This window comes from Alicyclobacillus hesperidum subsp. aegles, from assembly GCF_027923525.1.
Classification (GTDB): domain Bacteria; phylum Bacillota; class Bacilli; order Alicyclobacillales; family Alicyclobacillaceae; genus Alicyclobacillus; species Alicyclobacillus aegles.
The window spans coordinates 43,348-68,428 of sequence record NZ_BSBJ01000004.1; the positions used below are offsets into that span (position 1 = coordinate 43,348).

The following is a 25,081-nucleotide window of genomic DNA, read 5'->3' on the forward strand; positions in this document are numbered from 1 at the left end:
TTATTCCGCCCGCTTTGCTTCGCGCTCGCGACGGCGTGCGTTGGTCAAAAGCGCTTCGGCAATCGTCATCTTCTGCATTTCGATGGTACCTTCCTCAAACCAGAGCGAACGCGCGTCGCGATACAGCCGTTCGACTGGGCTGGTCACTGCGTAGCCAATCCCACCAAACAGGCTGAGCGCGCCGTCTGTGACATCGCCGACCATGCGAATCGCATTTGCCTTGGCAATCGAGGCTTCCAGCGCGATATCCTGGCCGAGATCGTACTTATAAGCGACGTCAAGGCACAACAGGCGCGCCGCCTGGATGGCAATCTGCATTTCTGCCAGGCGCATCTGCACGGCCTGACGACTTGCCAAGGCCTTGCCGAACGTCGTGCGCTGGCGCACGAACTCGAGCGTCCTATCCAGCGATTCTTGGGCAAGGCCGACCGCACTCTGCGCAATGCAACCTCGGCTTTGATCCAGGAAACCGCGCACAGCCACGCCAAATCCTTCGCCGATCTCGCCGAGGATTTCATCCTCGCTGACCTCGCAGTTGTCAAACTCGATGATGGCATGCGAACATCCTTTGTCGCCCATCATGTGCGGCATCGGGATCAGTTTCATGCCTTTGCGACCTTGTGGCACGAGGAATGCAGTCAACCCGCCGCGGCCGGCACCGCCTTCCATCTTCGCGATCACGGCAAGAACGGCGGCTTCCTCCGCAAACGTGATCAGGTGTTTGCGGCCGTTGAGGACGTACTTGCCATTCTCATAGGTCGCGGTCGTACGCAGATCGATCCCGGTGCCATTGTCCGGCTCGGTCAACGCGAAGGCGACGAGTGCGCCTTCGTCGACCAACTTTTTCAGCCAGTACTCCTGCTGTTCGCGCGTACCTTGTCCGACGGTTCGCCAGATGCTGTTGTACGCATGAAACACCATGCGGATTGAACCGTGACAATGAGCTATTTCTTCGAGGATCGGAAAATACAGGCCGAGCGGCAAACCTTCACCGCCGACCCAGGTGGGCTGTGTCAACTTGTGAAAGCCCAGTTCGCGCATCCGCGCCCACAGCTCAGCAGGTATCTTTTCGTCGCGTTCGATCTGCAGGCCCCACTCCGCCGCCTCCTCTTGGCGGAACTGGATGACGCGATTGCGAATTTCGTTCGCCCGCTGCACAAGTGCTTCGTCATACTGCGGCAACTGCGGGCAAATCGCGTCACGCATGGACGGGTTGAGAATGTTCATGACAAGTCCTCCTAGCGGCCGTTTGCCTGACCTTCCGCTTCAAGGCGGAAGCGTTCACGCAAATCTTTCTTTTTGATTTTTCCGGAATGCGTCTGCGGGAACTCCTTCATCAGTTCGAGGCGATCCGGGAATTGGAATTTTGCCAATCCCTGTTCCGCGAGAAATTCCCGTAGTTCTTTCAGGGACAACGCCTCGTGCCCTTCGCGCAAAATCACACAGGCAACCGTGTGCTGCCCCAAGGTCGCATCTGGAGCTCCGACCACGGCGACGTTTTCCACCGATGGATGCTTGGAAATCGCATCTTCGACAGTCTTCGGATCGATTTTCGTACCGCCTCGGTTAATAATGTCGTCGGCGCGAGCGATAAACACATAACGCCCATTTTCATCCTGTCGCAAGATGTCCCCTGAGTGGAACCAGCCGTCGGCGTCCCATTGCTTGTGCGCCGCCGTCGGATTTTGGTAGTAGCCCGCGCTAAAGTTCGGGCCACGCGACCACATCTCACCCGGTTCACCCGGTTTTACGTCGTGGCCATCCTCGTCGACGAGACGAACCTCTGTACCGGGGATGGCGAAGCCGACGGTAGACGACAGAGCCTCCAGCGGATCGTCAGGGCGCGTGGCGGTTGCCAAAAAGCCTTCTGACCAGCCAAACATGCAACCGACCTTGATGCCACTATCGGCCTGTAATTGCGAAAGCACGGCACTTGGCACAGGCGCCCCTGCGTAGATGAACAGCTTGACACTTGCCGTATCAGTCGTTTTTAGGTTCGGTGCGTTTGCGACGTGAATCACATGCGGTGGCGCACCCACTAAATAAGCCGGGCGATATTCCTCTATCCACTTCAAGACGCGTGCCGCGGAGAACCGCTCGAGCAACATGATTCGCCCACCCTTGGCGACAGTCATCATGACGCCCGCAAGCATGCCGGTCTGGTGACAGATGGGCGCCAGACAGAGCACCCCTTCCCCGGGCCCGTAGCCGAAATTCTTTGCGTAGGCACGCGCCGCCCAAAGGTAGTTGGCGTGATAATGGACGACACCCTTTGGCGAACCGGTTGTGCCAGATGTAAACACCATAAGGAAGGCATCGAGGGCACCCGGGCGGTTTGCAGCAAGGTCTGTTTCGTCCAACTGTTTTCCAGAATCGCGCAAGCTGGCAAACGTCAGTGCACCTTCCGGCGCCCGCTCTGGATCTCCCTGGAGGACAATTTCCTTGAGATCAGGCAACTCGGCCTTGAGGGAAACTGCCATGTCGTACAGAGGCTGGCCACGGAAGTAATCCGCAATGATCCAGACCTTGGCGCGCGAAGTTTTAAGGCTCGTCAACAACGCCTGACGCCCGAGATCAATTTGCAGTGACACACCAATAGCGCCAATACGTGCGGCAGCGAATACCCCGACTACGTAATCGAGGGCGTTGGGCAATTGCAAGGCCACCGTATCGCCCTTGCGAACTCCCATCTCGTACAAGTTTGCAGCGACGGCCTCGATCTCGTTCCAAAGCTGTGCATAGGTCGCTTCGCGTTCCTCGTCGCGATGGACAAAGTTTGGATACTGTTGAACATCGTTATAGAACACGTCGACAAACGATTCTTCCGTCCAGAAGCCTTTGTCGATATACAACTGAGCGCGTTCAGGCGTCAAGGTCCTACCTTCAAAATCAAACATCCGACTACCCCCTCATTCGCATAGTTGGTGAAGTACAAAAGATTTGCATGTCGAGACGCGCTGTCGCTTTGTGCGATCCGCCCTAGCAGGGGAAAAGGGCAGCCATTGGCCGCCCTTTATCTGTGTCAGTGTGCTAAGCGCCCGCTGATGTATTGAACGACACCTTCAACGGTAGAAAGTTGGCCAAAATCGGCCTCTGGAATTTCGATGTCGAACTCGTCCTCAAACGCGACCGCAAGTTCAGTCAAGTCGAGCGAATCGGCACCCAGGTCATCGACAAACAAGCTGTCCGGCTTGACCTCTGCCGCGTCGACCTGAAGCTGGTTGACAACCACTTTGCGCACACGTTCTTCGATCTGTTGCTTATTCAATGCCTCTGCCATCTGTCTTCTCCTTTGCTGTTTGCGTTAGGTTGCTTCTATAAAACCGTGGTTTTGGCCACAGCCCTCTACACTCTTAAAAACTCTCAAAACCGCCTGTCAGAAGCGTCAAGCCGCCGTCGACGCGAATCACTTGCCCGGTGATGAAGCGAGACAGGTCACTCGCCAGAAAGACCGCGGTGTCTGCGACATCCTCTGGAGTCGCCAAACGACCAAGCGGCGTATGCGCAATGACGTCCTGCCGATACGCATCATAGTTGTCCCCGCCATAAAAACGCGCCGATTCGGTGTCGACGACACCAGGATTAATGCTGTTGACCGTGATTCCCTTGTCGCCCACTTCCGACGCGAGATAACGCGTCATCGCTTCGAGAGCCGCCTTCGCGGACCCCAGCGTTGCGTAGCGCGGCAAGGTGTATGTGCTTCCCATGCTCGACATCGTGATGATGCGCCCGCCGCCCCGTTTCTCCATCAACGGCACACAGCGCTGGGCGGCGAATACGAAACTGTGGATGATCACCCGATACGTCCTATCAATGTGATAGTCCTTCAGACTATCAATGGGCTTAAACGCACTGGCTGCCGCATTCGCGACGAAGATATCGAGGCCTCCGAAGACGCGCTCGATCTCGTCAAACGCAGCGTTCAATTCTTCCTGACTCTCCATCTCCGCCTTGACGACCAAGGCCTGACGCCCCAGTTCGCGGACCGCGGCTGCCGTCGCCTCTGCTTGCTCCGGCTCACGCCGATAGTGGATGACGACATCTGCGCCCTCGCGCGCCATCGCGATCGCAACAGCCCGTCCAATGCCGCGACTGCTACCGGTCACAAACGCCTTTTTCCCTGCCAACAACACGTATGTCATGCCTCCTTGCGACAAACAGAACGCCGCTTTCCACAAGCGCCTCTACTCGATTCCATACGCCGCCGCAAACGCCTCGCGAATCGCCCGCGCCGCATTGATACCGCGGCTCTCGCGCGCACCACCGACGACGTGCACGCGCACCTTCTTCGCCACATCGTCCAGCCAATCGACGCTGGCCGACTCTTGCCCCGTACAGAGCACGACCTGATCCGCCGGGATGACCTTCTTCTCACCAGCGTGATCGATCACGACGCTGTCCGGGCGAATCTCACACACGGACGCGCCCGTCAACACATCGACGCCAAGGCGCTGCATCTCCTGCTTGACCACCCAACGCGTGCTCCGCCCAATTCCGTGTCCATAGCGCTCACTGCGCGCAAGTACCGTGATATGGCGAGCGAGTGAGGCAGGCTCCGCCAGCCTTTGCGCTCGGAAGAACGACGTCGCCTCAGGCGTCGCATGCCGATGCTCGGCGAGATACGTCGCGACATCGCAGCCGATACCCCCCGCCCCGACAATCACGATGTTGCGCCCCACTTGCACTTGTCCAGTCAAAATCTGCGCGTACGTCACCACGTGCGGCAAGTCTTCGCCGGGGAGGCCTGGCCGTCTCGGCTCGACACCAACAGCGACAATCACATCGTCATACGAAGACAACTCGTCCACCGTAGGCTCTGTTTGCATTGTAACAGTCACGGCAAACCGTTCAAGCATCTCTTCATAATAACGGATGGTCTCGTAAAACTCCGCTTTTCCTGGAATCCGGCCCGCCATCCGAAATTGGCCGCCCAATTCGCGATCGCGCTCGTACAACGTCACCGCATGGCCACGCATCGCAGCCGCAGTGGCGGCTGCCAATCCGGCCGGACCGCCGCCGACCACGGCGACGCGGCGACGCGCGCCCGCCTTGACGAGCGGCCATTCCGACTCCTGCCCCGCGCGCGGATTGACCAGGCAACTCACTGGTTGATACGGCTTGACGAGCGTGTGATCCAAACACGATTGGTTGCAAGCGATACAGACGTTGAGCCCTTGCCGATCCCCTGTGAGGATCTTGCGCGCAAATTCCGCATCCGCCAACCAAGGGCGTGCGGGCGCGATGAAGTCGAGATAGCCGTCGGCCACCAACTGATCCGCCACTTCCGGCACGTTGAGCCGATTGGCGCCAAGCACCGGCACCGACACATGTTGGCGAATGCGCCCGGCAACCGCCGCAAACCCTCCGCGCGGAACCACCTGCTGCACCGTCGGCACGCGCGACTCGTGCCAGCCAATGCCGATGTTTAACGCATCGACCCCGGCATCCACCAAGGCCTGCGCAAACCGAATGGTCTCCTCATCCGTCGTGCTATCCGGCATCAAATCCGCACCTGACATCCGAAAGATGATGGGGTATTCGGCCCCGACCGCGGCGCGAACAGCGCGCACGACGTCCAGCGGCATGCGCATCCGCCGTTCGAAATCTCCCCCATACTCGTCGTCGCGCACATTGGTGAGTGGCGACAAGAACTGATTGAGGAGATAACCTTCGGATCCCATAATTTCAATTGCGTCAAAGCCAATCCGCTTCGCCGTGCTCGCTGCGTTGGCAAAGCCCAAAATCGTGCGCGCAATGTCTTCCGCCGTCATCGCACGCGGCGTCTCTCGCGTCAATCGCGACGGGATTGCGCTCGGGGCCACAGGTTGCATGCCAATCTCGTCAGAAAACGCATAGCGACCAGCGTGAAACAATTGTAAGGCAATGCGACCTCCGCCCGCATGAACAGCCTCTGGCAACCTGGCGAGCATGTCGATGTGCTCCGGATTCGTGAGCACGTACATCTCGCCACCGCCCTCCGGCAGCACCACGGCACCGCCAGTGATGATAAGTGCCGCCATACCTTCTGCGCGATCGCGATAAAATGTGCAAAGCCGCTCGATATATTCTGGGTTGCGCTCCAGACCCATGTGCATAGAACCCATCAGGATACGGTGAGGCAGCGTGAGCGAGCCAATCCGTCCGGGTTGACGCAAGGCCTCAAACTGGCGCAATACGTTCTGCGGTGCCACCTTCAACACCTCTTCAACCATGGCTTGCGGCGCAACAACCTGTTACCCGCGCATATTCCCAAGCCATTTTTATAATCTGATATTAACACCTGGTATTGAATTCGTCGACAAGCGTGCTAGAATGTTTTATAACCAGGTACGAATTTCGGAATGAAAGGAGCGGCGCCACTGTGAGCGCTCCGCTGTTTCTCGACAAATTTGACATGTTCCGGGCGCAGAGCCCGAATCAATTGGCTGTTATCGATCTCGCTGGCTCATCTCCTATTCAATTGACGTATGCCCAATTGGACGAACTCTCCACCCGCGCGGCCATCGGCCTATTACAGCGCGGTGTGCAACCGGGCGATGCAGTCGCCTATCAGTTGCCAAGCGGTTGGCCGTTTATTGTCATCACCCTTGGTCTCTGGAAGCTTGGTGCCATTCCCTGCCCGCTCTTGCCTTCCTTGCGCGAACGAGAAGTGACGTTCATCATGCAGTCTTCCGGCAGCCGCCTCCTCATTGTCCCGGACGAATTTCGACGGTTTGCCTATGTGCAGCTTGTGGATAGAATCCGGCCAGAACTGCCCGCGCTGGAACACGTGATTGTAATTGCCCAGCAACAGTACGATCCCGCCGCACACGATCTCGGCGGCATCCTGTGGCAAGGCGAGATATCCGAGGACATGCTGGCGGAAGTGACACGACGGCGCGCGACGGCGACATCCTACTCACAACTGCTCTACACATCCGGGACGACCGGTGAACCCAAAGGCGTTTTGCACACGCACCAAAGCCTGTCAAACGCATTGCTCGCGCATACGACGACACTGGGACTGAGCGCGAGCGACCGCATTTGGGTGCCATCGCCGCTTGCCCACCAGACAGGATTTCTCTATGGAATGCTCGTTTCCTTCTATATCGGGGGCACGGGCATCTATCAAGCGGTTTGGGACGTCGACACCGCCCGTGCGGCCATCGAAGTGCATGGCGCGACCTTCGTGCAGGCCGCAATGCCGTTCTTGTCCGATATTACGCGCAGCGCGCAACCGCCAAAGGGTCTGCGCCTGTTTATTGCAACCGGCGCGGCGATTCCCCGGCAATTGGCGCAAGAAGCCCGCGAAAAGTTGGCTTGCTCCATCGTCGGCGCTTGGGGGTCAACGGAAGCCTGTCTCGTCACCGTCGGCCGCCCGGACGATCCGCCGGAAAAACTATGGGGTACCGATGGCCGCGCCATCGACGGCATGGAGATCCGCGTCGTCGACGACGAGGGCCATGTTCTCCCAGCAGGGCGAGAAGGTAACTATCAAATCAAGACGCCGGCGATGTTCGCCACCTACTTGCACCACCATGAGTGGTACGAAGCCGGCTTTACAAAAGACGGATTTTTTGACACTGGCGATCTCGCCGTGATCGACGAGGATGGTTATTTGAAAATTACCGGACGCAAAAAGGACGTCGTCAATCGCGGCGGTGAGAAGATCCCGGTTGTAGAAATCGAAGACTTGCTTTACCAGCACCCTGCCATCGCGGATGCAGCGGTCGTGGCCATGCCGGACGAACGGCTCGGTGAACGTGCGTGTGCATACGTCGTGCTGCAACCTGGCCAAGCGGGTATTGACCTGTCGCAAATCACAGACTTTCTCGGCGAACGCGGGATGGCAAAGATTTATTGGCCGGAACGGGTCGAGGTCATCGACGAAATGCCTCGCACGGCAAGCGGCAAGATCCAAAAATATGTGTTGCGAAACGACATCGCGAACAAGCTGCAGCAGGAACGCACACAAGCCTAGAGCAAAGGAAGGGCGACGAACAATGCAGACGCGAACATTGGCCGATTGGATGGCGGACGTCGATGCTTATGTCGCAGGCCCTGCTGCCGTGTGGGCGCAAGAGATTGAAGCGACGGGCACCGTGCCACAGGCGGTGTGGGAAGAGTTGAACGATCGCGGCTACTTACGCCTTGCAGCCCCGCGCGATCTCGGTGGCTACGGCCTCTCCTTTACAGACTATCTGCAGCTACTCGAGAGATTCGCCGCCATGCACGGCTCGCTGCGCGTCATCGTGCATGTCACGAATAGCCTGTGGCGATCGCTCGCCAGCAAGGCGTCAGCGGAGCAGTTGGAGCGGTTTGTCAAACCGTTTATCGGCGGTCAACTGCGGGCGACGTTTACGTTGACGGAGCCCAATTCGGGATCTGGAGCAGACATCAAGACCACTGCCCGCCGCGAAGGCGATGAATACATCGTCAACGGCGAGAAGTGGATGATCATCTTCAGCGATGTTGCAGATTACTTTCTCTTGTTCTGCCGACTCGAGGGAACGAGTGGCGGTGAAGGCACGTTGGCACTCATGGTGCCCAAAGATGCAGCCGGCCTCGAGATAGAATGGATGGCTCCGGCCATGGGCATCACCGGTACCCAGCACGGCCACTTGCGGCTTGTCAATTGTCGTGTGCCCGTCGCCAATCGTCTGGGTGAAGAAGGCGATGGCCTGGAAGTTGCGTTTCGCGGTTTTCTCGATCCCTCGCGCACTGCAATCGGCATGACGTGCGTCGGCGCGGCCAAACGTAGCCTCGAGTTGGCGGCGGAACACGCGCTCGCGCGCGTAACCTTTGGGCAACCGCTCGCCAAGCGTCAGATCATCCAGATGTGGCTTGCGGAAATGGCGACGGACATCGAGGCGGCGCGCCACCTTGTCCTTCATGCTGCCCGCAAGTTCGACGCAGGTCAGCCGATCACGGTGGAAGCGAGTATGGCCAAGATGTTTGCCACGGAGATGCTGCAGCGGGTCACCGATAAAGCCCTGCAGATCCATGGTGGGCCGGGCTATTTTAAGTCGAGTGAGATCGAACGCTTGTACCGCGATGCGCGGATGCAGCGGTTTGAAGAAGGAACGTCGGAAATTCAGAAGATGGTGATTGCGCGCGACGTGCTGGACAAGGTGAAGGCGGCGCGTGAAAGGAGAAATCGCGGATGATTGTCATGCTGAACCCGAAGCACAATCAGCAACTGTTGGCACAATCCTTGGCCGAACTCGGCGTGACCGCCTACCCTGCGGGTGCCAATCGGGTCATGATTGCTGGTAACGACGCCGATTTGGCGAATCGCCTGGCCCAACTGCCCGAGGTGCTGGAAGTCGTCCCCGTCGCGCGCCCTTACCCACTCGCCAGCCGCGAGTTCCAGCAGGAAGACACCGTCATTCAGGTACGCGACGTCGTCATTGGCGGATCGAAACCGGTCGTAATGGCTGGTCCATGTTCTGTCGAGTCGGTCGAGAATATCGTCGACATCGCGAAGGCGGTCAAGCGCCTGGGTGGCCATGTGTTGCGTGGCGGCGCCTTTAAACCGCGTTCGAGCCCGTATTCGTTCCAGGGTCACGGCGAAGAGGGACTCAAGATGATGGCCATGGCGCGCGAGATCACTGGGCTCGCCATCGTCTCGGAAGTGATGGAGCCGGACAAAGTTGCGCTCGTATCGGAGTATGTCGACATTCTCCAGATTGGTGCGCGCAACATGCAGAACTACCCCTTGTTGCGCGAAGCGGGCAAGTCGATGAAGCCTGTGCTTCTCAAGCGCGGCCTGTCGGGAACGATTGAGGAATGGCTGATGGCTGCCGAATACATCTTGGCACAAGGCAACCCCAACGTTATTTTGTGCGAACGAGGTATCCGCACGTTTGAAACGGCGACGCGCAATACACTCGACCTCAATGCCGTACCGGTGGTCAAAAGCCTTACTCATCTGCCGGTTATTGTCGATCCGTCGCATGGCGTCGGCAAGCGTGCGTTCGTCCGTCCAATGGCACGTGCAGGTGTGGCAGCTGGGGCTGACGGCGTGATCGTCGAAATTCACCCGACACCGGATCAAGCGATGTCCGACGCGGCGCAGACGATCGATTATCAAGAATTCGGGCTGATGGTAGAGGAGATTAATCGGATCTCGGATGTGTTACACGGCACCCGTGAAAAAACGGTTGTCGGCGTTTGACAAGCCGAAGGCTTTCTAAGCTGTAAAGGGGGCAGGCTGCAATATGAGTGGTAGCAGCATGCCCTCTTTACATCATGGGCATCTATGTCTTTTGGTTGATTTCCCACCTGCCGTTCACGTACCATAAGTAAGGAGCCACCCTTGAGAGCGCAAAATCATGCTTGCCACGGGGTGAAGCTTTCACTCACAGGTATGTTTCGTGCTCAGACTATCCCCTGTCTCTACTAGAGCGTGCCACTTGCTTCAATCTGTTCACTCTAAAATGTCAAAACTTTATATCAAAGGAGGAGAAGATGGGGTACTTCCTCTTGTTGCTGTCCTTCATTTTACTAGCTGGCGTTTGGTCTGCTCGCGTCGGAACCCGCTTAGGCTTTCCGGTTCTTATCGGTTTTGTCGCCATCGGCATGCTGCTAGGACCGAGCGGCCTGCATGTGAGTCCGAAAGTCCCGCTGTCTGTCGCGCAATCCATCGGTTACGTCGCGCTCATCCTCATCCTGTTTGAGGGCGGATTGCATACCCCTGCAGCGAGAATTCGCAACGTGTGGAAACCTGCTATATCGCTCGCTACGGTCGGTGTCCTTGTCAGCTCGGCTATCATGACAGCCATTTCTCACTACTTGCTCAAGTTGCCGTTCTTCCCCTCCGCATTACTTGGGGTCGCCGTCAGTTCGACAGATGCCGCATCGGTGTTTTCCATACTTGGAGGCCAACCACTCCGTCGACGCCTCGTCGATGTCCTCGAAGTTGAATCGGGCACCAACGACCCGATGGCATTCTTTCTCACGATTGTCTTAATGCAATGGTCTATCCACGGATTCGGCACCGTTGAGCAAGCGGCCTGGTATGTCATCGGTACCTTAGCCTTGCAAATGCTAGTTGGTTTGGCTGTCGGCTTGCTCGCAGGCTATCTTGGCTCGCTCGCCAATCAACGTATTAAATTGGATACCGGCGGACTGTATCCGACGTTAACGCTGGCATTTGCGCTTTCCTCCTACGCTGGCGCCGCTCTGCTACATGGCAGTGGATTTCTGGCAGTCTACGTCGCGTCGGTCGTCATGGGCAACCGCAAGCTTGAACATCGCTACAGTATCATGCGCTTCCACGAAGGACTGTCATGGACGATGCACATTGTCATGTACGTCGTGCTCGGCCTTCAGATGTCGCCTGCTCGCCTTTGGGCAATTCTCTTGCCGGGAATGGGCCTGGCCGTAAGTGTCCTAGCCATAGCCAGACCGGCGGCCGTCTGGCTATCCACCATCGGAATGGGCTACACCCGCACAGAGAAAGTCTTTATATCCTGGGCGGGCTTGCGTGGAGCCGTTCCCATCGTTTTAGTGCTCACGGCCATCCTGTCGCCCACGTACACGCCTGCGACCATGCTCGATGCTGTGTTCTTCGTCGTGATCGCCTCCACATTGTTACAGGGATTGACCGTCAAACCGCTGGCGCAAAAGCTTGGCTTGTTTGAATCGTCGCCGTCCGAAGGGTTGTTGGAACTGGTGGCCATCGCGCGTGAACACGCTGTTGTGATGCCGATTGAAATTCCAGAGGAGTCTGACTTGGTGCACAAAAAGATGGTCGAAATTCAGTTCCCGCAGAATACGCTTTGTTACGCTATTATTCGCGATAGCCAGGTCATCGTGCCGCGCGGCGCAACCAAGCTCCAAGCGGGAGATCATCTACTCGTGCTATCGGATCGCCGCCACATCCCAGACTTGCGCAGATTGTTCCGTGCAGGACAAGTCGGTCAACCCGGCTTCTTGCCTTAATGCCTCGAAAACGTCAGCAACGATTGATGCAATTAGGAAAGGATTCGATCAGCGTGTTACTTCCTCATCGACAGGGCGCATCGCTCGCCTTTCGTTTGTATATGCTCGTCGTGGTCGTGCTCGATTTCACGACACAAATGGCCGCCGTGGCGATCTCCTGGCAAATGTACAGATTAACCGGTTCGGCTTTCGACCTTGGACTCATCGGTCTCATACAGTTTGCCCCCGTGTTACTCCTCACGTTCATCGTCGGGTATGCGGCGGATCGGTGGAATCGAAAGGGGATTGTTGGATGCGCCTTGGCCGCACAAGCGGTGCTCTTCGCATGGCTAGCAACGGCTAGTGGATTGGGCTGGGTCAGCCAAATGACGCTGTTTGGGGCGGTCGTCGTCCTCGGTGTGAGTGGCGCCTTTCTCGACGCCGCGATGCCAGCTCTTCTGTCCAGTCTCGTCGCACCTGAGCAACTATCGCAACAAATGGCCAAAGTTACGTCCATCTCGCAGATGGCCGTCATGGTTGGACCTGCAGTGGGCGGCGTACTATACGCACTGGGAGCCAATGTGGTTTACGGCACAGCGGCCGTCGGATGTTGCATAGCAGCGCTCCTCATGCTCGCAATCAGTGCCCACAAACAGCAGCCGACGGACGACGAGCCAATCAGCCTTCGCTCTGTGCTCGCTGGGCTCACGTTCATCCGATCCCGTCCGGTCGTGCTTGGGGCCATCTCGCTCGACCTGTTCGCTGTGCTTTTCGGTGGTGTGACCGCGCTCCTACCCATCTACGCGAACACGATCCTGCACATCGGGGCCACAGGTCTTGGCGTATTGTGGGCCGCTCCCGCAATCGGCGCCACACTGATGTCCATCGCACTCACGTGGCGTCCTATTCGCCAACGCGTCGGCCCAATGCTGTTTTTCTCAGTGCTCATCTTCGGTTGCGCGACGATCGTCTTCGCAGCTTCCAAATCGCTTGCGCTATCCATCGCGGCACTCATCATACTTGGCGCATCGGATGTGATCAGCATGGTCATTCGCTCGACCTTGGTGATGACACAAACACCCGACTCCATGCGCGGGCGCGTCAATGCCGTCAACCAAGTGTTTATCGGCACATCCAATCAAATCGGCGCCTTCGAATCAGGGCTGACAGCTTCATGGTTCGGTGCGATTCCCGCCGCCGTCCTCGGCGGTCTTGCGACCATTGCCGTGGTACTTTTATGGTCGAGGCTGTTTCCAACGTTATTCCGCGCGGACGAGTTTTCCGAAGAGGGACTTGTCGGATAGTTGAACAGGGAGCATCCGGCGGCAAACGATGGCCCGCAAGCAGGGCCATCACGCCTGCTCGCGGATCAACTCCGGCAAACTTTCATGCAATTTGCGCTCCCAGCCCATGGCCATGACCTCGCGCACCTTGCTGTACGGCTGTCCCAGCGGCGATACGCCATCCTCCATCCAGCCCGAATGAACGAGTGTCAACCGTGTTTTCGCGTCATTGACAGGTTGTAGAGCCAGCTCAAGATGCCAATTTTCATCCCAATCGAAAGCGACGCGATAGGGCGGATCGACAGCCGTCACTTTACACGGCGAATCCCCGTACGGGCCTGCATGCAATACAAACGCATGTCCGACCACCGGTTCAAACGTGTTCGGCATAAACCACTTCGCGAGTCCCTCCGACGTCGCAATAAAAGGCCACACAGAGTCGAGTGGCGCGTCAATCACGACTTCCTTCTGAATATCTGCGAGCTGTCCCATGACTAAGCCCCCCTTTCACGATCACGCAGCGTTCAAATCCGCGTGACCGATGTCCTTTCATCGCATACGCGGATACACATTGCCCTCCGTGACCACAATAAGGCCACGGAGGAATGGATATGACACAACTAGCAACCATCGGCAATCCCCATCCCCACTACGCCGTCATACTGACCGTCGTGCCTGGCGACGATCTCGATGGCTATCGCGAGATGTGTCAGCACCTCGTCGCAAAGGCTAAAACACAGCCCGGCTTTCTGGGTGTCGAAATGGCCGAATCTGAGATCAGTGTCGTCGTGTCTTACTGGGAGACAATGGACGCCATCCAAGCTTGGAGCCAAGATGCGTTTCACCGGATTGCCAAAGAACAAGCGAAACAACGTTGGTATAAGTCCTTTCACACGCGCGTCTGCAAAGTCGAATTGGAGTATTGAGCAAGTCCCGCCAACGCACGACACGTTCATCAAAACGCGGATCGACGGCCAAACAGAAGGCACTCCATGTTCGGGCCGAGACGCCAACCTCTAACGTTTAAACGACAAAGCCCCGTCGTCAACGAAGTAGGCATGCCCATTGAGGAAAGACGCTTCGTCGCTCGCGAGAAACGCCACGACCTGCGCAACCTGCTCCGGCGTGCCCAGCTTGCGGCGCATGTGCGCCTTTTGAATCGTGTTCCACACGCGCTCATCCGCCCGCCAAGCATCGACCAACCCTGTGTCGATCATCCCCGGTGCAATGGCCACCACCCGGATATTGTAGCGTGCGAGTTCCAAGGCGGCCGCCTTCGTCATGCCGACGACCGCCGCCTTGCTCGCGTGATACGGAAACTGGTTTCTATCCGCAATATAGGCATAAATCGAGGCTGTGTTGATGATGACGCCGCCGCGCTCGCGCATCCGTGCCGCCGCCGCGCGAATGCCGTAGTAGACGCCGTGCTGATTAATGGCAATCGTCCGATGATAGGTCTCCATCGGCATGTCGATCACGTTTTGCAATCCGTCACCAAACACACCAGCATTGTTAAACATGATATCGAGTTGGCCATAGGTATCCATGGCAAACTGTACGAGCGCTTCGACGCTCTCGTAAGCGGTCACGTCCACACGGCAAAACGACGCTTCACCGCCCTTTGCACGAATTTCGGCCGTCACCTTGGCCCCGGCCGCCTCGTCAATGTCGGCGACGACGACCTTGGCCCCTTGCTCGGCCAACAATCGCGCACTCGCGCCGCCAATACCTCCTGCTCCGCCTGTCACGATGGCGACGCGCCCGTCGAATCGATTCACACCGCATCCCCCTGTTCGTAACTCATCAAAGCCGTCCGCCAGTGCTCAGGTACCGGACATGGAGTTCCGGCCTCATCGACGTGGACATAGATGGATTGCGCTTCGAAAATCAGTTCGTCCTGCCTCGTGATCGCAAAGTCGAGGACGATGCTTGTATTGCCGATGTGATGGGTCCGCACCCAAATCGATAAATCGTCCTCAAACCGCGCCGACTTATGATACTGCAAGGTCGACTTGGCGAGCACGGTTGTGGGAATCTCGCCGTATAGCTTGAGTTCATGGCGGAAGAATTGTTGAAACGCGAGATCGAGATACATCAAATAATTTGCGTTATACACGATTAACTGGCCATCCACCTCAGGCCAGCGCACGCGGATGTCGTAGTGAAATCGAAAACCCTCCAATTCAACCTCTCCTTCACCGGGACTCGCAAATGGCCGATCACGGTATCGGCAAGGTAATACCGCCGTCGATGCGAATGGTCTGGCCGCGGATCATCTCAGCTTCCGGCGAACAAAGGAACAAGGCCAGGTTTGCGATGTCGTCCGGCGTCACCATGCGATGATACGGCATCTTCTCTTCCACCGCCGCCAACGTCTTGTCCATCTCCGGAAAATGACCAAGCGCATCGGTCAGCACCGCACCCGCCGAGATGGCATTGACATTGATCCGGCGCGGCGCCAGTTCGATCGCAAAATAACGGACAATCGATTCGAGCGCCGCCTTGCTCGATCCCACGGACACATAATACGGAAAGACGCGATCCGCCCCAAACGAAGACAGGGCCAACATGGCACCGCCTGTCTCCGGCATCAGATTCGCGGCCTGCTGGGCCCCAATGAGAAACGCCCGCGTGTTGACCTGTATCGTCCAATCCCAGCCCTTGGTGTCGACCTCCATCGCAGAGCGATTGCGACCCGACGCCGCGTTATGGACGAAGACGTCGATCCGCCCAAAAGCCTCGCGAATTTGTTCAAACATGGCGACGACCTTTTCCTCCTGCGCCATGTTGGCGCGAACCAACAAGGCCTTGCGCCCCAATGCCTCAATCTCCGCCGCAACCTCGCGCGCTTGATCCCCGTTTCGGAAATAGTTGATGACGACGTCCGCGCCCTCCTCGGCAAAGCGCACAGCAAGCCTGCGGCCAATGCCGCGCGAACTTCCCGTGACGCAGACGACTCGATTCTGATAGCGATTGCCTGACGGTTGTCCCATTCTCGTGCCTCCTGTAGCCGCGCTAGGGCCTAACTTCGTTCATCATAGCAAACTCGAGCGGCCTTTAGCACCTGATTGTCATCGCAGCAAGTCCAACGACGTGGTATCATAGAATCAGTTCTATGACCAAGTCATAAATTCACCGGGATGCGAGGCACGCACGTCGCCCTCGCAGCGAGAGGAGAACATACATGGCGGAAAAGACGCGCATCGTCGTCACCGGAATGGGTGCCGTTACGCCATTCGGGGTCGGGGTAACCACGTTCTGGGATGGCATTGTAGGGGGCAAATCGGCTGTGCGGCAGACCGAAGACGAGTATCTTCGCAGCTGGGCCCCGGTCGTCGCCGCGGCGCACGATTTTGATCCAACGCTGTACCTTGACAAGAAGCAAATTCAAAATAGTGATCGATTCACGCAGATGGGGCTTGTCGCCGCCATGGAGGCCATTCGCGACGCAGGACTTGGCGAGAGCGGCGAATTCGCAGCGTATGCCATGGACCGCATTGGAATTTCTGTTGGCTGTGCATTCGGTGGCGTCCAAACGCTGGAGGACGGCTCGGCGCGTTTGTCATCCGGGAGATCGTCGCGCGTCGGCCCGCGCCTGGTGCCAAAATCGATACCGAATGCGGCGGCAGCCGGCATCGCCATGCGCTATGGCATCCGCGGCCCGGTGATGACCTATTCGACCGCCTGTGCATCGTCCGCCAACGCGATTGGCGAGGCAAGCTATTGGCTGCGCTTGGGCGAGGTCGACATGGTGCTTGCAGGGGGTGCGGAGTGCTTATTCAGTCCGGCCATTCTGGCAGGACTGCGGGCAGCTGGTGCGCTCGCGACGGAGGGGCCCGCGTCGTTCTCCGCCTGGTCGCGGCCATTCGATAAAGCACGTACGGGCATGGTCATGGGCGAGGGTGCGGCGATGCTCGTGCTCGAGACGTTCGAGAGCGCACAGGCCCGGGGTGCCCATATCTATGCGGAGCTGACTGGGTATGGTTCGTCCAACGACGCCTACCATGAAACCTCGCCCGATCCGACCGGACGCGGCGCAAAGTTAGCCATTGAGCGCGCGCTCAAAAGCGCGGGGCTCAACCCTACGGACATCGACTATATCAACGCCCACGCCACAGCGACGCCTGCGGGCGATCTCGCCGAATCGACCGCATTGCGTGAGACGTTCGGCGATCACATCGACGTCATCCCTGTGAGTTCTATCAAAGGGGCGGTCGGACACATGTTGGGAACTGCTGGCGCCATCGAAAGCATCGCCTGCATTAAAGCGCTGGAGACCGGCATGCTCCCGCCGACTCTAAACTGTGACGACAAGGAGGAGTTTGCTCCTCGCGACGTGGTGGCTAACGAGAGCCGTGCGGCCGACATTGCGACGGCACTGAGCTCGTCTTTCGGCTTTGGCGGCCAAAACGGTGTGCTCATTTGGCAGAAAACATCGTTCTAAGCACACTGTCACAAATGATACAAAATCCTCTATGGACGTTTTTGTATGTTCATGTTAAAATTCGGGATGAGAGATAGAAGGTACAGTGTGGAAAGCAAAGAGCGGGGCGCATGCCCCGCTCTTTCGCGTATAGCAACCTGTTACTGGAATCAGGTTTGTCCGAGCCAGTCCGCCTCGGCCGTGCGCCGCCATGCTTCGCGAATTGCTTCGTACTCATCGGTCGGCAATGGACCTGCATCGACATACGCGGCGTTCTGTTGCCAACGGCCGGGATTTTGCGTGCCGACAATGGCCGTACTCACGCCAGGCGTCGATAGGGTAAAGCGAAGTGCAACGCCGACCGCCTCTGCAACGGGCAACTGAGTAAACGGATAAGCCAACTTCCGCAGCCTCCGCCAGTACTCGACGTAGTAGTCGACATCAGGCGTCGTCGCATATTGCCACGCGACATTCGCGATCGGCCGTTTGGCGATGACGCCCATACCATGGGCCATGGCCAGCGGCAGAACCTCGTCGAGCACGCTTTGGTCCGCGACGTTGATTGACGTCTGCAGGCTGTCGAAGACACCCAACTCCACCGCGAAGCGGGCCGCCTCGCGATCCCCGCTGTAACCTAGGAAGCGAATCTTCCCTGCCTGCTTTGCCTTTTGCAATTCCTCGATCACGCTGCCTTCTTGAAGCACGGCGACGCCACAGCTATGCAGTTGCATCAGATCCACATAGTCTGTCTGCAAACGCTTCAGGCTGCGATCGATGCTGTCGCGAATGGTGCGCGGATCCCAATCAGGCGTAGACAAGCCAGATGCATGCCCGCACTTGCTGAATACATAATATTCGGATCGACGATGTGACACCGCCTTGCCAATTAATTCTTCGCTATCTCCATAGCACGCAGCTGTGTCGATGACGTTCAGACCCGCGTCAAGCGCGCTGCCAAGCAACCGCTCGACCGTCCCCCCGTCGGCCCCACGGATTTCCGAACCACCAAAGCCGAGGGCGCTAACTTTCATTCCTGTCTTACCAAACTCGCGATACTCCATACCAGATACCTCCTAAGACAAGTGATGAGAAAGTGTATCGCTTTATTCTGCTGCTGCGCTTCGCAAAGAGCGGCGCAATACGTCAGCCAGTTCGCCGGGATGTCGAAGCTGTACCGTGACATCGGCGCGGGGTTGACCTATGTAGCGATCAATATAAATGGTGTTCATACCAAGCCTGATGGCTGGGCGCATCTCGTTGCGATAGTGATCGCCAACGCTGACCGCCTGCTCTGGAGGAATGTCATAATGCGCGAGCCAGCGTGTGAAGTGCTCTGCCGTGCGATAGGGCTTGCGCGCCTGAAACACATAGTCCTCCAACACGTCTTCCAGCTCTAATTTGCGCAGGATGGCGCGGCTGTCCGGTTCCGGACTATTGGTTGCGAGCACGACGTGACGTCCCTCGCTGCGCAGCGCCAACATCGCGTCGCGCAACCCGGCAAGCGGTGTCATCGGAAACGGCCCTGCCATAAAGTCACGCGTCCGCAAAAACGCCTTATCGCGATCCGTCACGGAGACACCATGCCGCGCGGCAACAGCCTGCAATACGCCCCAGGGGTCGTCGACGTGCAGATGTTGCTCGCTTGGTTCGTCCTCCACTGCGACGGGTTCTCCCGTTAGCCGCGTAAACGCCTGACCATAAAACCGTCCGCCCTGCTCGGCAAGACTCTCCTGCGCCTCGCGAAGAAAGGCCTCCCGCGCTTCGTCGCCAACAAATCTCGCCAACTGCTGCAGATAATGCTCAAAATGATCCGTTTCGGCGTACACTGTGCCATCGAGATCGAAGATAAACAAGTTGCAGTTTGCTAACCGGGTGTATACGTCTTGATTCATCGCTGCGGAATCTCCTTTGCCTCTCTGAGTGTCCCTCACATCTCTGTATCGACCGCCGTATAGCGAAATGCGCCGACAAGTGACTGCAAACGCTCTGCCATTTGCGTCAACGCCGAGCTCGAAGCTGTGATTTCTTCCATCGAAGCAAGCTGTTCTTCGGTCGAGGCGGCCACGGTCTGCATGCTGGCGTTGGTCATGCTGGAGACGCGTGTCAACTCAGCAATGCCGTCCTGCAGCTGCTGTGTCCCGTTCGCGATGCGGTCCATAAACCCTGAAACTTCACCGATGTGATCCGTCACAGCGTGTACAGACGCCTCAATTTCCGCGAACGACACTTCAGTGCTGCGCACCATATCCATACCCGCAGCCACTTCTTGAGTGGAAGCCGTCATCGACTCGACCGCCGCGTTCGTCTCCGCCTGAATGGATTCGATCAACTCCGCGATCTGTGTCGCCTGATCCGCCGACTGCTCAGCCAATTTGCGCACCTCATCGGCGACGACCGCAAAGCCGCGGCCACTCTCACCCGCCCTTGCCGCTTCGATCGCGGCGTTAAGCGACAACAAATGAGTCTGGCGGGCGATGCGCGTCATCACGTCGACAATGGCGCCAATCTCTGCCGAACGTTCGCCGAGGCCTTGCACGACGCCGGCCAAAGCGGCAACCGATTGCTGAATCGAAGCCATCTGCTCCATGGCCGCGCGCACCGTGGAACCACCCGCAGTCGCAGAATCGGTTGCCGCCGCGACCGACTGCGAGACTGCCCGAAATCGCTCGGCTATATCCGTAATGCCCTGTGCAATGGCGGTGAAGACATCGGTACTGCGCTCGATGCGTTCCTCTTGTCGCCCGACACCGACAGAAACTTCCTGTACCGTGACGGCGATCTGTTCGGAGGCCTGACCCGTCTGCTCGGCGCTGGCCGCAAGCTCCTCAGCCGCTGCGGCAAGTTGCTCGGCGGCAGCGCCGACCCCGCTCACCAAGCGATTCAACTGTTCTGCCATCGCATTTAATTCGTGGGCGAGTTGGCCGATTTCGTCACGGGATCGATAGCCGGAGCGAGCCGTTAGATTGCCTGCCGCAATGTCGCGCAAGACGGCGATCACGCCGTGCAATGGGCGAATCGCGAGCATTTGTACCAGCCACGTGATAATCAGGGCCGATACGATAATACTGATGGCGGTGTTGATATAGACCCCATAATGCGTATTCGGAAGGGCGCGCCGCACCAATCGGTTGAGCTCATTGGCGATAGGTGCGCTGACAATGAGGCTCAGCACGACGATGAGGATGATTTTCGTCCGTAGACTGAAGGATGTCACCTTATTCACTGCGTTTTTCCGATCCGCTGTTGCGACTGAATCATTGTCCATTCGACACACTCCTCACGAAATCACTTACGCATCCTCATCTTACTACAAATACCGTCCTTTCTCTGCAGCGCGATCGGACAAGTTTTACTGCCGAAAAAGACATGTGGCGTTGCCGTCCTACCCTCGTGACATTCATAATAGAAACGGCTTGACTGCGCCCTGTGATAGATACTTGGGCGATTGTGGAGGTGTCTAGATTGGGGTTCGACTACTGTTTTGTTTGCGGTGAGAACAATCCGCACGGCCTGCACATCCATTTCGAGAAGGACGGCGACGGGGTCGTCGGCTACTTTCAAACGGAACCGCATCATATGGGTTGGCCCAACGTACAGCACGGTGGCATCACGAGCTCGCTGCTCGACGAGGCGTCTGCGTACGTACCACTTAATTTGGGCCTGGTGACGGTGACGGCAGAGCTCAATATTGCGTTTAAGAAGCCGATTCGCGTGGGTGAACGCGTCCGCATTGAGGCGCATCCGACGAAAATATCGTCGCGGTTGCTATTGGTCGACGCGAAGATCACAGGGGAAGACGGCGAGGAAAAGGCGTCGTCGAAGGCGAAGATGATCGTTTTGACGAAAGCACAGAAAGAAGAATTGGGGATTGGAGAGTTGTCATAATGGCAGCAAGAGACAATCGGGGTAGGCTGCTCATCTCGTGTCCAGACCGATTGGGCATCGTCGCAGCCATCGGTCAATTTCTCTCCGCGCACGGTGCGAATATTGCGGAATCCGCCCAATATTCGACCGAGCCGCAGGGCGGAGACTTTTTCATGCGGATCGAGTTCGAACTGGACGACCTTGCCCAAAAGGAAAACACACTGTGCGAGGACTTCGGGCAACTGGCGAAAGAATACGGAATGCGTTGGCGCTATGCTCCAGCGCGTGCGAAAAAGCGCATGGCCATTTTTGTTTCTCGTGAACTTCACTGTTTGCAGGAACTGCTTTGGGATTGGCAGGACGGTTTACTCGACGCCGATGTGAAAATGGTTGTCAGCAATCACCCAGATGCCCGGCCACTCGTCGAAAGCCTTGGCATTCCGTTTCATCACGTCCCGGTGACGGCAGACACAAAAGCACAGGCGGAACAACGGCAACTCGAATTGCTCGCCGAGGGCATTGACGTCATTGTGCTCGCGCGTTACATGCAAATCTTGAGTCCGTCGTTTCTCGAACGGTTTCCGCAGCGGATCATCAACATTCACCACTCGTTTTTACCGGCATTTATCGGTCGCAATCCCTACCAGCGCGCGTACGATCGCGGTGTCAAGCTGATCGGCGCAACGGCACACTACGTGACTGAAGAGCTGGATGAGGGGCCCATCATCGAACAGGATGTCACGCGGGTCGATCACCGTTTTGATGCATCCGACTTGCGAATCGCAGGACGCCAAGTCGAGCGGGCCGTGCTCAGCCGCGCAGTCAAATGGCACCTCGAAGACAAGGTGATTGTGCACGGCAACAAAACCATCGTATTTGCCTGACGAGCTCTTGCGCCCAATTCCCCGGGCACGTGTACGCTTCGGCCATTTGCCGCGAGGCATACGCTGAAGCGAAAGGAGGGGAATGCAGCATGGCACATCCGTTGTACCCTGTTGCGCGGCGCCTCGTGGGCCGTCACGTCATCGCCCATCACATCAACGGCAGGTCGTACCCTGGCATTTTGCACAGCGTTTACGATCACGGCATCTATCTGATTCACACGACGCAAGCGTCATCCGACGGGGAGGCGTCCTTTGTCACTTTGCAGGAAACACCGTCCGGCGACGCGCTGGAGCACGTTTATGCACCCGCGAGCTACTTCGCGTTTGGCGCGTTAACCGGACTTACGCTGGGTGCGCTGGCCCGCCCGTATTATGGGTATGGCTACGGCTATCCAGGGTATTGGTGGTAAACTCATATAAGGCCGAGAGACCGTGGCATGTCAAAAACGCCGATCCCAATTGCATTGGATCGGCGTTCTTATCTACATATGCGCTTGGATCTGCCTGGCCACGGCTTGCGCCAGCAGCGGATGGCCACCTAGATGGCTGCCGATGCGCACATCCGCGCCCGGATGTACGCTTGCCCATTTGCCCACGCGCGTTGGTAACGTATCCGTCAGCCAGCCTGAAAACCACAAAAACGGCACGACAGTTACATTCCGCACGCCTTCCACCCATAATGCGTCCAGAGCCTGTTCGAGCGAACTTCCAGTTCCAGCGAGATAAGCCGTTTCCAGCCGCCACGGTACCACCCGTTGCGCTACCCTCCGCGCCACCTGCGCGAACGCCTGTTGGGCACTAGGTTCGCGATTGCCACGCCCAAGCAACACAATGGCAGACTCGTTTGGCGCTTTGCCCCAAAGTCCCAAGGCTTCCTGCACGCGCAAGGACGCTACGTCGACAAACTCAGGCTCGTCGCCAAACGGCTTCAGCAAGCGGATAGGCACGCCATGCAAATCGTTCTCTGCCAGAGCAAACGCCCGTGGAATGTCTATGTGCATATGACCTGCTGCAAAGAGGAGTAACGGAACCGCAAGGATCTGATCCGCCCCCGCGGCTACGAGTTGGCGTAAAGCGTCCTCGATGATCGGCGGTTCGATCTCGACGAACGCACAAGTCATCCGTGAACCTCCGTTTGGCACCCATGCCACCACTTGTCGCACAAACGTGAGCCATTCGACCACGCCATGACGCCGCCGCGTTCCGTGCCCAATAAACAGCACACCAGGCTTCACCGATTTGACCTCCACTCCGACGCCAAAACGTAGGGCGGGCTTGCGCGATCGCCTGACAAACACAGACTCTCCGCTGGCGTGTGCGCCATGATGGACGTCTCACCAACCACATCGCGATAAAGCGGCGCAAGCGTGTCCGGGTCGCCCACGATGTGAACCGCATCAGGCTTTCCGTCGCGGACCCAAGCGCGAAGCACGTCGGCCCACGTATAACGAAGTGCATCTACCCCTGCAATATCTTCGAAAATAGGTGCGGTGAAACCTTTGAACGTCCTCACAGGCCCACCAAACGCCTCGATCGCCGCGCGAAGTGCGGGGCTCAGATCCACCTGCGGTACGTCTTCCGCCCACCAGGCAGCGACCTTCGCACGTGCAACCTCGCCCAAACTCGTGAAGTCCGCCTCGATGCCGTAGCGCCGCAACTCGGCTGCCACACCGGCATCCAGCGCGGCAAAGCGCACTTGGGAAAGTCGGCGCAGGTCGATTTTGGCGACTTGCAAGGACTGCCAAAACAACCGGACCGCAAATGACGTGCGAAAAAGCACTCCGAGTGCCGTACCAGTCGCACAAGCCTCCACGAGTTTCGCCCATTGTTGCCAATCAGGGCGCCAGCGTTGTTCAAGCGTTGCGATGCACGTTTCTGCACCTTCACTTTCCAAGTGCTCCGCGATACTCAGGGCTTCGGCGTTTGTTCCGGCGGCGACCAGGATGCGCTCGCCAAACCGCGGCAACCTCTCAAACCAACGCAGTTGCTCCTGCACACGAACAACATCACCAATGACGATCACGGCTGGCGAAGAAAGCGCCGCGCGGCGTGCAATGGCCGGGAGATCCGCCAATGTCCCCGTCACCGAGCGCTGGCGCGATCGCGTTCCCCATTCGACGGCAGCCGCCGGTGTGTCGGATGCCCGCCCTGCGGCGATGAGTTCCGCCGCAAGTTCCGCGAGTTGACCGACTCCCATCAGGATGACCAAACTACCATGGACGTTGGCGGCGCCGCGGACATCGCCGAGCGTGCCATCCGCACGGTGACCTGTTAGGACGGCAAATCCGGGCGCCGCATTGCGCAACGTCACCGGAATTCCCGCAAAGGCCGGCACAGCCACGGCGGACGAGATGCCCGGAACGACCTCCCAGGCAATGCCGCGCTGTTCCAGACGAATCGCTTCTTCAGCCCCACGTCCGAATACAAATGGGTCGCCACCTTTTAGGCGAACGACAAACAGCCCGCGTTCTGCGAGCTGAATTAACAATTCCTCAATATCTCGCTGGGGCAATGTGTGGCATTTCGCTTCCTTGCCCGCATAAATCAATGTCGCATCGGGCCGAGCGTGGGCCAAAATGCGCGGTGAGACGAGCCGGTCAAACACAATGGCGTCCGCCTCACCGAGCAACTGCCGCCCGCGCTCCGTAAAGAGTCCAGGATGGCCTGGCCCGGCACCGACCAGCGCAACCTTCCCCGCTGCCACCACCGCGCACCTCCGCTTC

24 protein-coding genes are annotated in these 25,081 nt (G+C 57.9%); 10 read left to right on the forward strand and 14 right to left on the reverse strand.

What is annotated here, in order from left to right:
• The 5 genes from QMF38_RS02245 to QMF38_RS02265 form a co-directional block, all read right to left on the reverse strand.
• Complete coding sequence (locus QMF38_RS02245) at positions 1-1,227, reverse strand: acyl-CoA dehydrogenase family protein (RefSeq protein ID WP_058093861.1); 1,227 nt, start codon at positions 1,225-1,227, stop codon at positions 1-3.
• Positions 1,228-1,238: 11 nt separating this feature from the next.
• Positions 1,239-2,897 (reverse strand): class I adenylate-forming enzyme family protein, encoded by a 1,659-nt coding sequence (locus QMF38_RS02250; protein WP_058093862.1) that lies wholly within the window; start codon positions 2,895-2,897, stop codon positions 1,239-1,241.
• A 125-nt stretch (positions 2,898-3,022) separates the two neighbouring features.
• The gene (acpP, locus tag QMF38_RS02255; RefSeq protein ID WP_006447200.1) at positions 3,023-3,280 is read right to left on the reverse strand and encodes an acyl carrier protein; all 258 of its coding nucleotides are present in this window, start codon (positions 3,278-3,280) and stop codon (positions 3,023-3,025) included.
• Between the two features lie 73 nt (positions 3,281-3,353).
• Positions 3,354-4,142 (reverse strand): SDR family oxidoreductase, encoded by a 789-nt coding sequence (locus QMF38_RS02260; RefSeq protein WP_232302122.1) that lies wholly within the window; start codon positions 4,140-4,142, stop codon positions 3,354-3,356.
• Positions 4,143-4,184: 42 nt separating this feature from the next.
• A complete protein-coding gene (locus QMF38_RS02265; protein WP_309298685.1) occupies positions 4,185-6,191 on the reverse strand; it encodes an FAD-dependent oxidoreductase in 2,007 nt (668 codons plus the stop codon).
• A gap of 170 nt (positions 6,192-6,361) precedes the next feature.
• Here QMF38_RS02265 and QMF38_RS02270 point away from each other — a divergent pair, with 170 nt between their 5' ends.
• The 5 genes from QMF38_RS02270 to QMF38_RS02290 all read left to right on the forward strand — a co-directional run bounded on the left by QMF38_RS02270 (position 6,362) and on the right by QMF38_RS02290 (position 13,208).
• Positions 6,362-7,960 carry an AMP-binding protein gene (locus QMF38_RS02270; RefSeq protein WP_281758554.1) on the forward strand — a complete coding sequence of 533 codons (1,599 nt, stop codon included), beginning with the start codon at positions 6,362-6,364 and terminating at the stop codon, positions 7,958-7,960.
• Positions 7,961-7,982: 22 nt separating this feature from the next.
• Positions 7,983-9,146 (forward strand): acyl-CoA dehydrogenase family protein, encoded by a 1,164-nt coding sequence (locus QMF38_RS02275; RefSeq protein ID WP_058093896.1) that lies wholly within the window; start codon positions 7,983-7,985, stop codon positions 9,144-9,146.
• Positions 9,143-10,156: a 3-deoxy-7-phosphoheptulonate synthase gene (gene aroF / locus QMF38_RS02280; RefSeq protein ID WP_058093897.1), complete on the forward strand. Its 1,014-nt coding sequence runs from the start codon at positions 9,143-9,145 to the stop codon at positions 10,154-10,156. Before QMF38_RS02275 ends, aroF begins: the two co-directional genes overlap by 4 nt.
• Positions 10,157-10,449: 293 nt before the next feature.
• Positions 10,450-11,925, forward strand: a complete 1,476-nt coding sequence (locus QMF38_RS02285; RefSeq protein WP_281758555.1) for a potassium/proton antiporter — start codon at positions 10,450-10,452, stop codon at positions 11,923-11,925.
• 53 nt (positions 11,926-11,978) lie between these two features.
• A complete protein-coding gene (locus tag QMF38_RS02290; RefSeq protein ID WP_198146601.1) occupies positions 11,979-13,208 on the forward strand; it encodes an MFS transporter in 1,230 nt (409 codons plus the stop codon).
• A 48-nt stretch (positions 13,209-13,256) separates the two neighbouring features.
• Here QMF38_RS02290 and QMF38_RS02295 read toward each other — a convergent pair whose 3' ends face one another.
• Positions 13,257-13,679 carry an SRPBCC family protein gene (locus QMF38_RS02295; protein ID WP_058093899.1) on the reverse strand — a complete coding sequence of 141 codons (423 nt, stop codon included), beginning with the start codon at positions 13,677-13,679 and terminating at the stop codon, positions 13,257-13,259.
• 119 nt (positions 13,680-13,798) lie between these two features.
• Here QMF38_RS02295 and QMF38_RS02300 point away from each other — a divergent pair, with 119 nt between their 5' ends.
• Positions 13,799-14,113, forward strand: a complete 315-nt coding sequence (locus tag QMF38_RS02300; protein WP_058093900.1) for an antibiotic biosynthesis monooxygenase family protein — start codon at positions 13,799-13,801, stop codon at positions 14,111-14,113.
• A gap of 90 nt (positions 14,114-14,203) precedes the next feature.
• On the opposite strand, the gene QMF38_RS02305 is transcribed toward QMF38_RS02300, so the two are convergent.
• From QMF38_RS02305 to fabL, 3 genes are read right to left on the reverse strand one after another with little or no spacing between them, the layout of a single operon-like run.
• Positions 14,204-14,965: an SDR family NAD(P)-dependent oxidoreductase gene (locus QMF38_RS02305; protein WP_281758556.1), complete on the reverse strand. Its 762-nt coding sequence runs from the start codon at positions 14,963-14,965 to the stop codon at positions 14,204-14,206.
• Positions 14,962-15,369 (reverse strand): acyl-CoA thioesterase, encoded by a 408-nt coding sequence (locus QMF38_RS02310; RefSeq protein ID WP_058093902.1) that lies wholly within the window; start codon positions 15,367-15,369, stop codon positions 14,962-14,964. The genes QMF38_RS02305 and QMF38_RS02310 overlap by 4 nt, the downstream gene beginning before the upstream one ends.
• 37 nt (positions 15,370-15,406) lie before the next feature.
• Positions 15,407-16,180, reverse strand: a complete 774-nt coding sequence (gene fabL / locus QMF38_RS02315) for an enoyl-[acyl-carrier-protein] reductase FabL (protein WP_058093903.1) — start codon at positions 16,178-16,180, stop codon at positions 15,407-15,409.
• A gap of 191 nt (positions 16,181-16,371) precedes the next feature.
• Between fabL and QMF38_RS02320 the strand changes: the two genes are divergently transcribed.
• Positions 16,372-17,631 (forward strand): beta-ketoacyl-[acyl-carrier-protein] synthase family protein, encoded by a 1,260-nt coding sequence (locus QMF38_RS02320; protein WP_058093904.1) that lies wholly within the window; start codon positions 16,372-16,374, stop codon positions 17,629-17,631.
• A 149-nt stretch (positions 17,632-17,780) separates the two neighbouring features.
• Here QMF38_RS02320 and QMF38_RS02325 read toward each other — a convergent pair whose 3' ends face one another.
• From QMF38_RS02325 to QMF38_RS02335, 3 genes are read right to left on the reverse strand one after another with little or no spacing between them, the layout of a single operon-like run.
• Positions 17,781-18,671, reverse strand: coding sequence for an aldo/keto reductase (locus tag QMF38_RS02325; protein ID WP_058093905.1), 891 nt, complete (start codon positions 18,669-18,671; stop codon positions 17,781-17,783).
• 42 nt (positions 18,672-18,713) lie between these two features.
• The gene (locus QMF38_RS02330) at positions 18,714-19,502 is read right to left on the reverse strand and encodes an HAD family hydrolase (protein WP_058093906.1); all 789 of its coding nucleotides are present in this window, start codon (positions 19,500-19,502) and stop codon (positions 18,714-18,716) included.
• 35 nt (positions 19,503-19,537) lie between these two features.
• The gene (locus tag QMF38_RS02335; protein ID WP_058093907.1) at positions 19,538-20,875 is read right to left on the reverse strand and encodes a methyl-accepting chemotaxis protein; all 1,338 of its coding nucleotides are present in this window, start codon (positions 20,873-20,875) and stop codon (positions 19,538-19,540) included.
• Positions 20,876-21,063: 188 nt separating this feature from the next.
• On the opposite strand from QMF38_RS02335, the gene QMF38_RS02340 reads away from it, so the two are divergent.
• The 3 genes from QMF38_RS02340 to QMF38_RS02350 all read left to right on the forward strand — a co-directional run bounded on the left by QMF38_RS02340 (position 21,064) and on the right by QMF38_RS02350 (position 22,768).
• Positions 21,064-21,495, forward strand: a complete 432-nt coding sequence (locus QMF38_RS02340; protein ID WP_232302130.1) for a PaaI family thioesterase — start codon at positions 21,064-21,066, stop codon at positions 21,493-21,495.
• Positions 21,495-22,358, forward strand: coding sequence for a formyltetrahydrofolate deformylase (gene purU / locus QMF38_RS02345; RefSeq protein ID WP_040289602.1), 864 nt, complete (start codon positions 21,495-21,497; stop codon positions 22,356-22,358). The genes QMF38_RS02340 and purU overlap by 1 nt, the downstream gene beginning before the upstream one ends.
• 89 nt (positions 22,359-22,447) lie before the next feature.
• Positions 22,448-22,768: a hypothetical protein gene (locus QMF38_RS02350; RefSeq protein ID WP_040289599.1), complete on the forward strand. Its 321-nt coding sequence runs from the start codon at positions 22,448-22,450 to the stop codon at positions 22,766-22,768.
• A 72-nt stretch (positions 22,769-22,840) separates the two neighbouring features.
• Here the strand turns inward: QMF38_RS02350 and QMF38_RS02355 are convergent, their stop codons facing one another.
• Together QMF38_RS02355 and cobA are read right to left on the reverse strand one after the other, a co-directional pair.
• Complete coding sequence (locus QMF38_RS02355; RefSeq protein ID WP_058093909.1) at positions 22,841-23,593, reverse strand: sirohydrochlorin chelatase; 753 nt, start codon at positions 23,591-23,593, stop codon at positions 22,841-22,843.
• Positions 23,590-25,062 carry a uroporphyrinogen-III C-methyltransferase gene (gene cobA, locus QMF38_RS02360; protein WP_198146602.1) on the reverse strand — a complete coding sequence of 491 codons (1,473 nt, stop codon included), beginning with the start codon at positions 25,060-25,062 and terminating at the stop codon, positions 23,590-23,592. Before cobA ends, QMF38_RS02355 begins: the two co-directional genes overlap by 4 nt.
• Between the last annotated feature and the right edge of the window lie 19 nt (positions 25,063-25,081).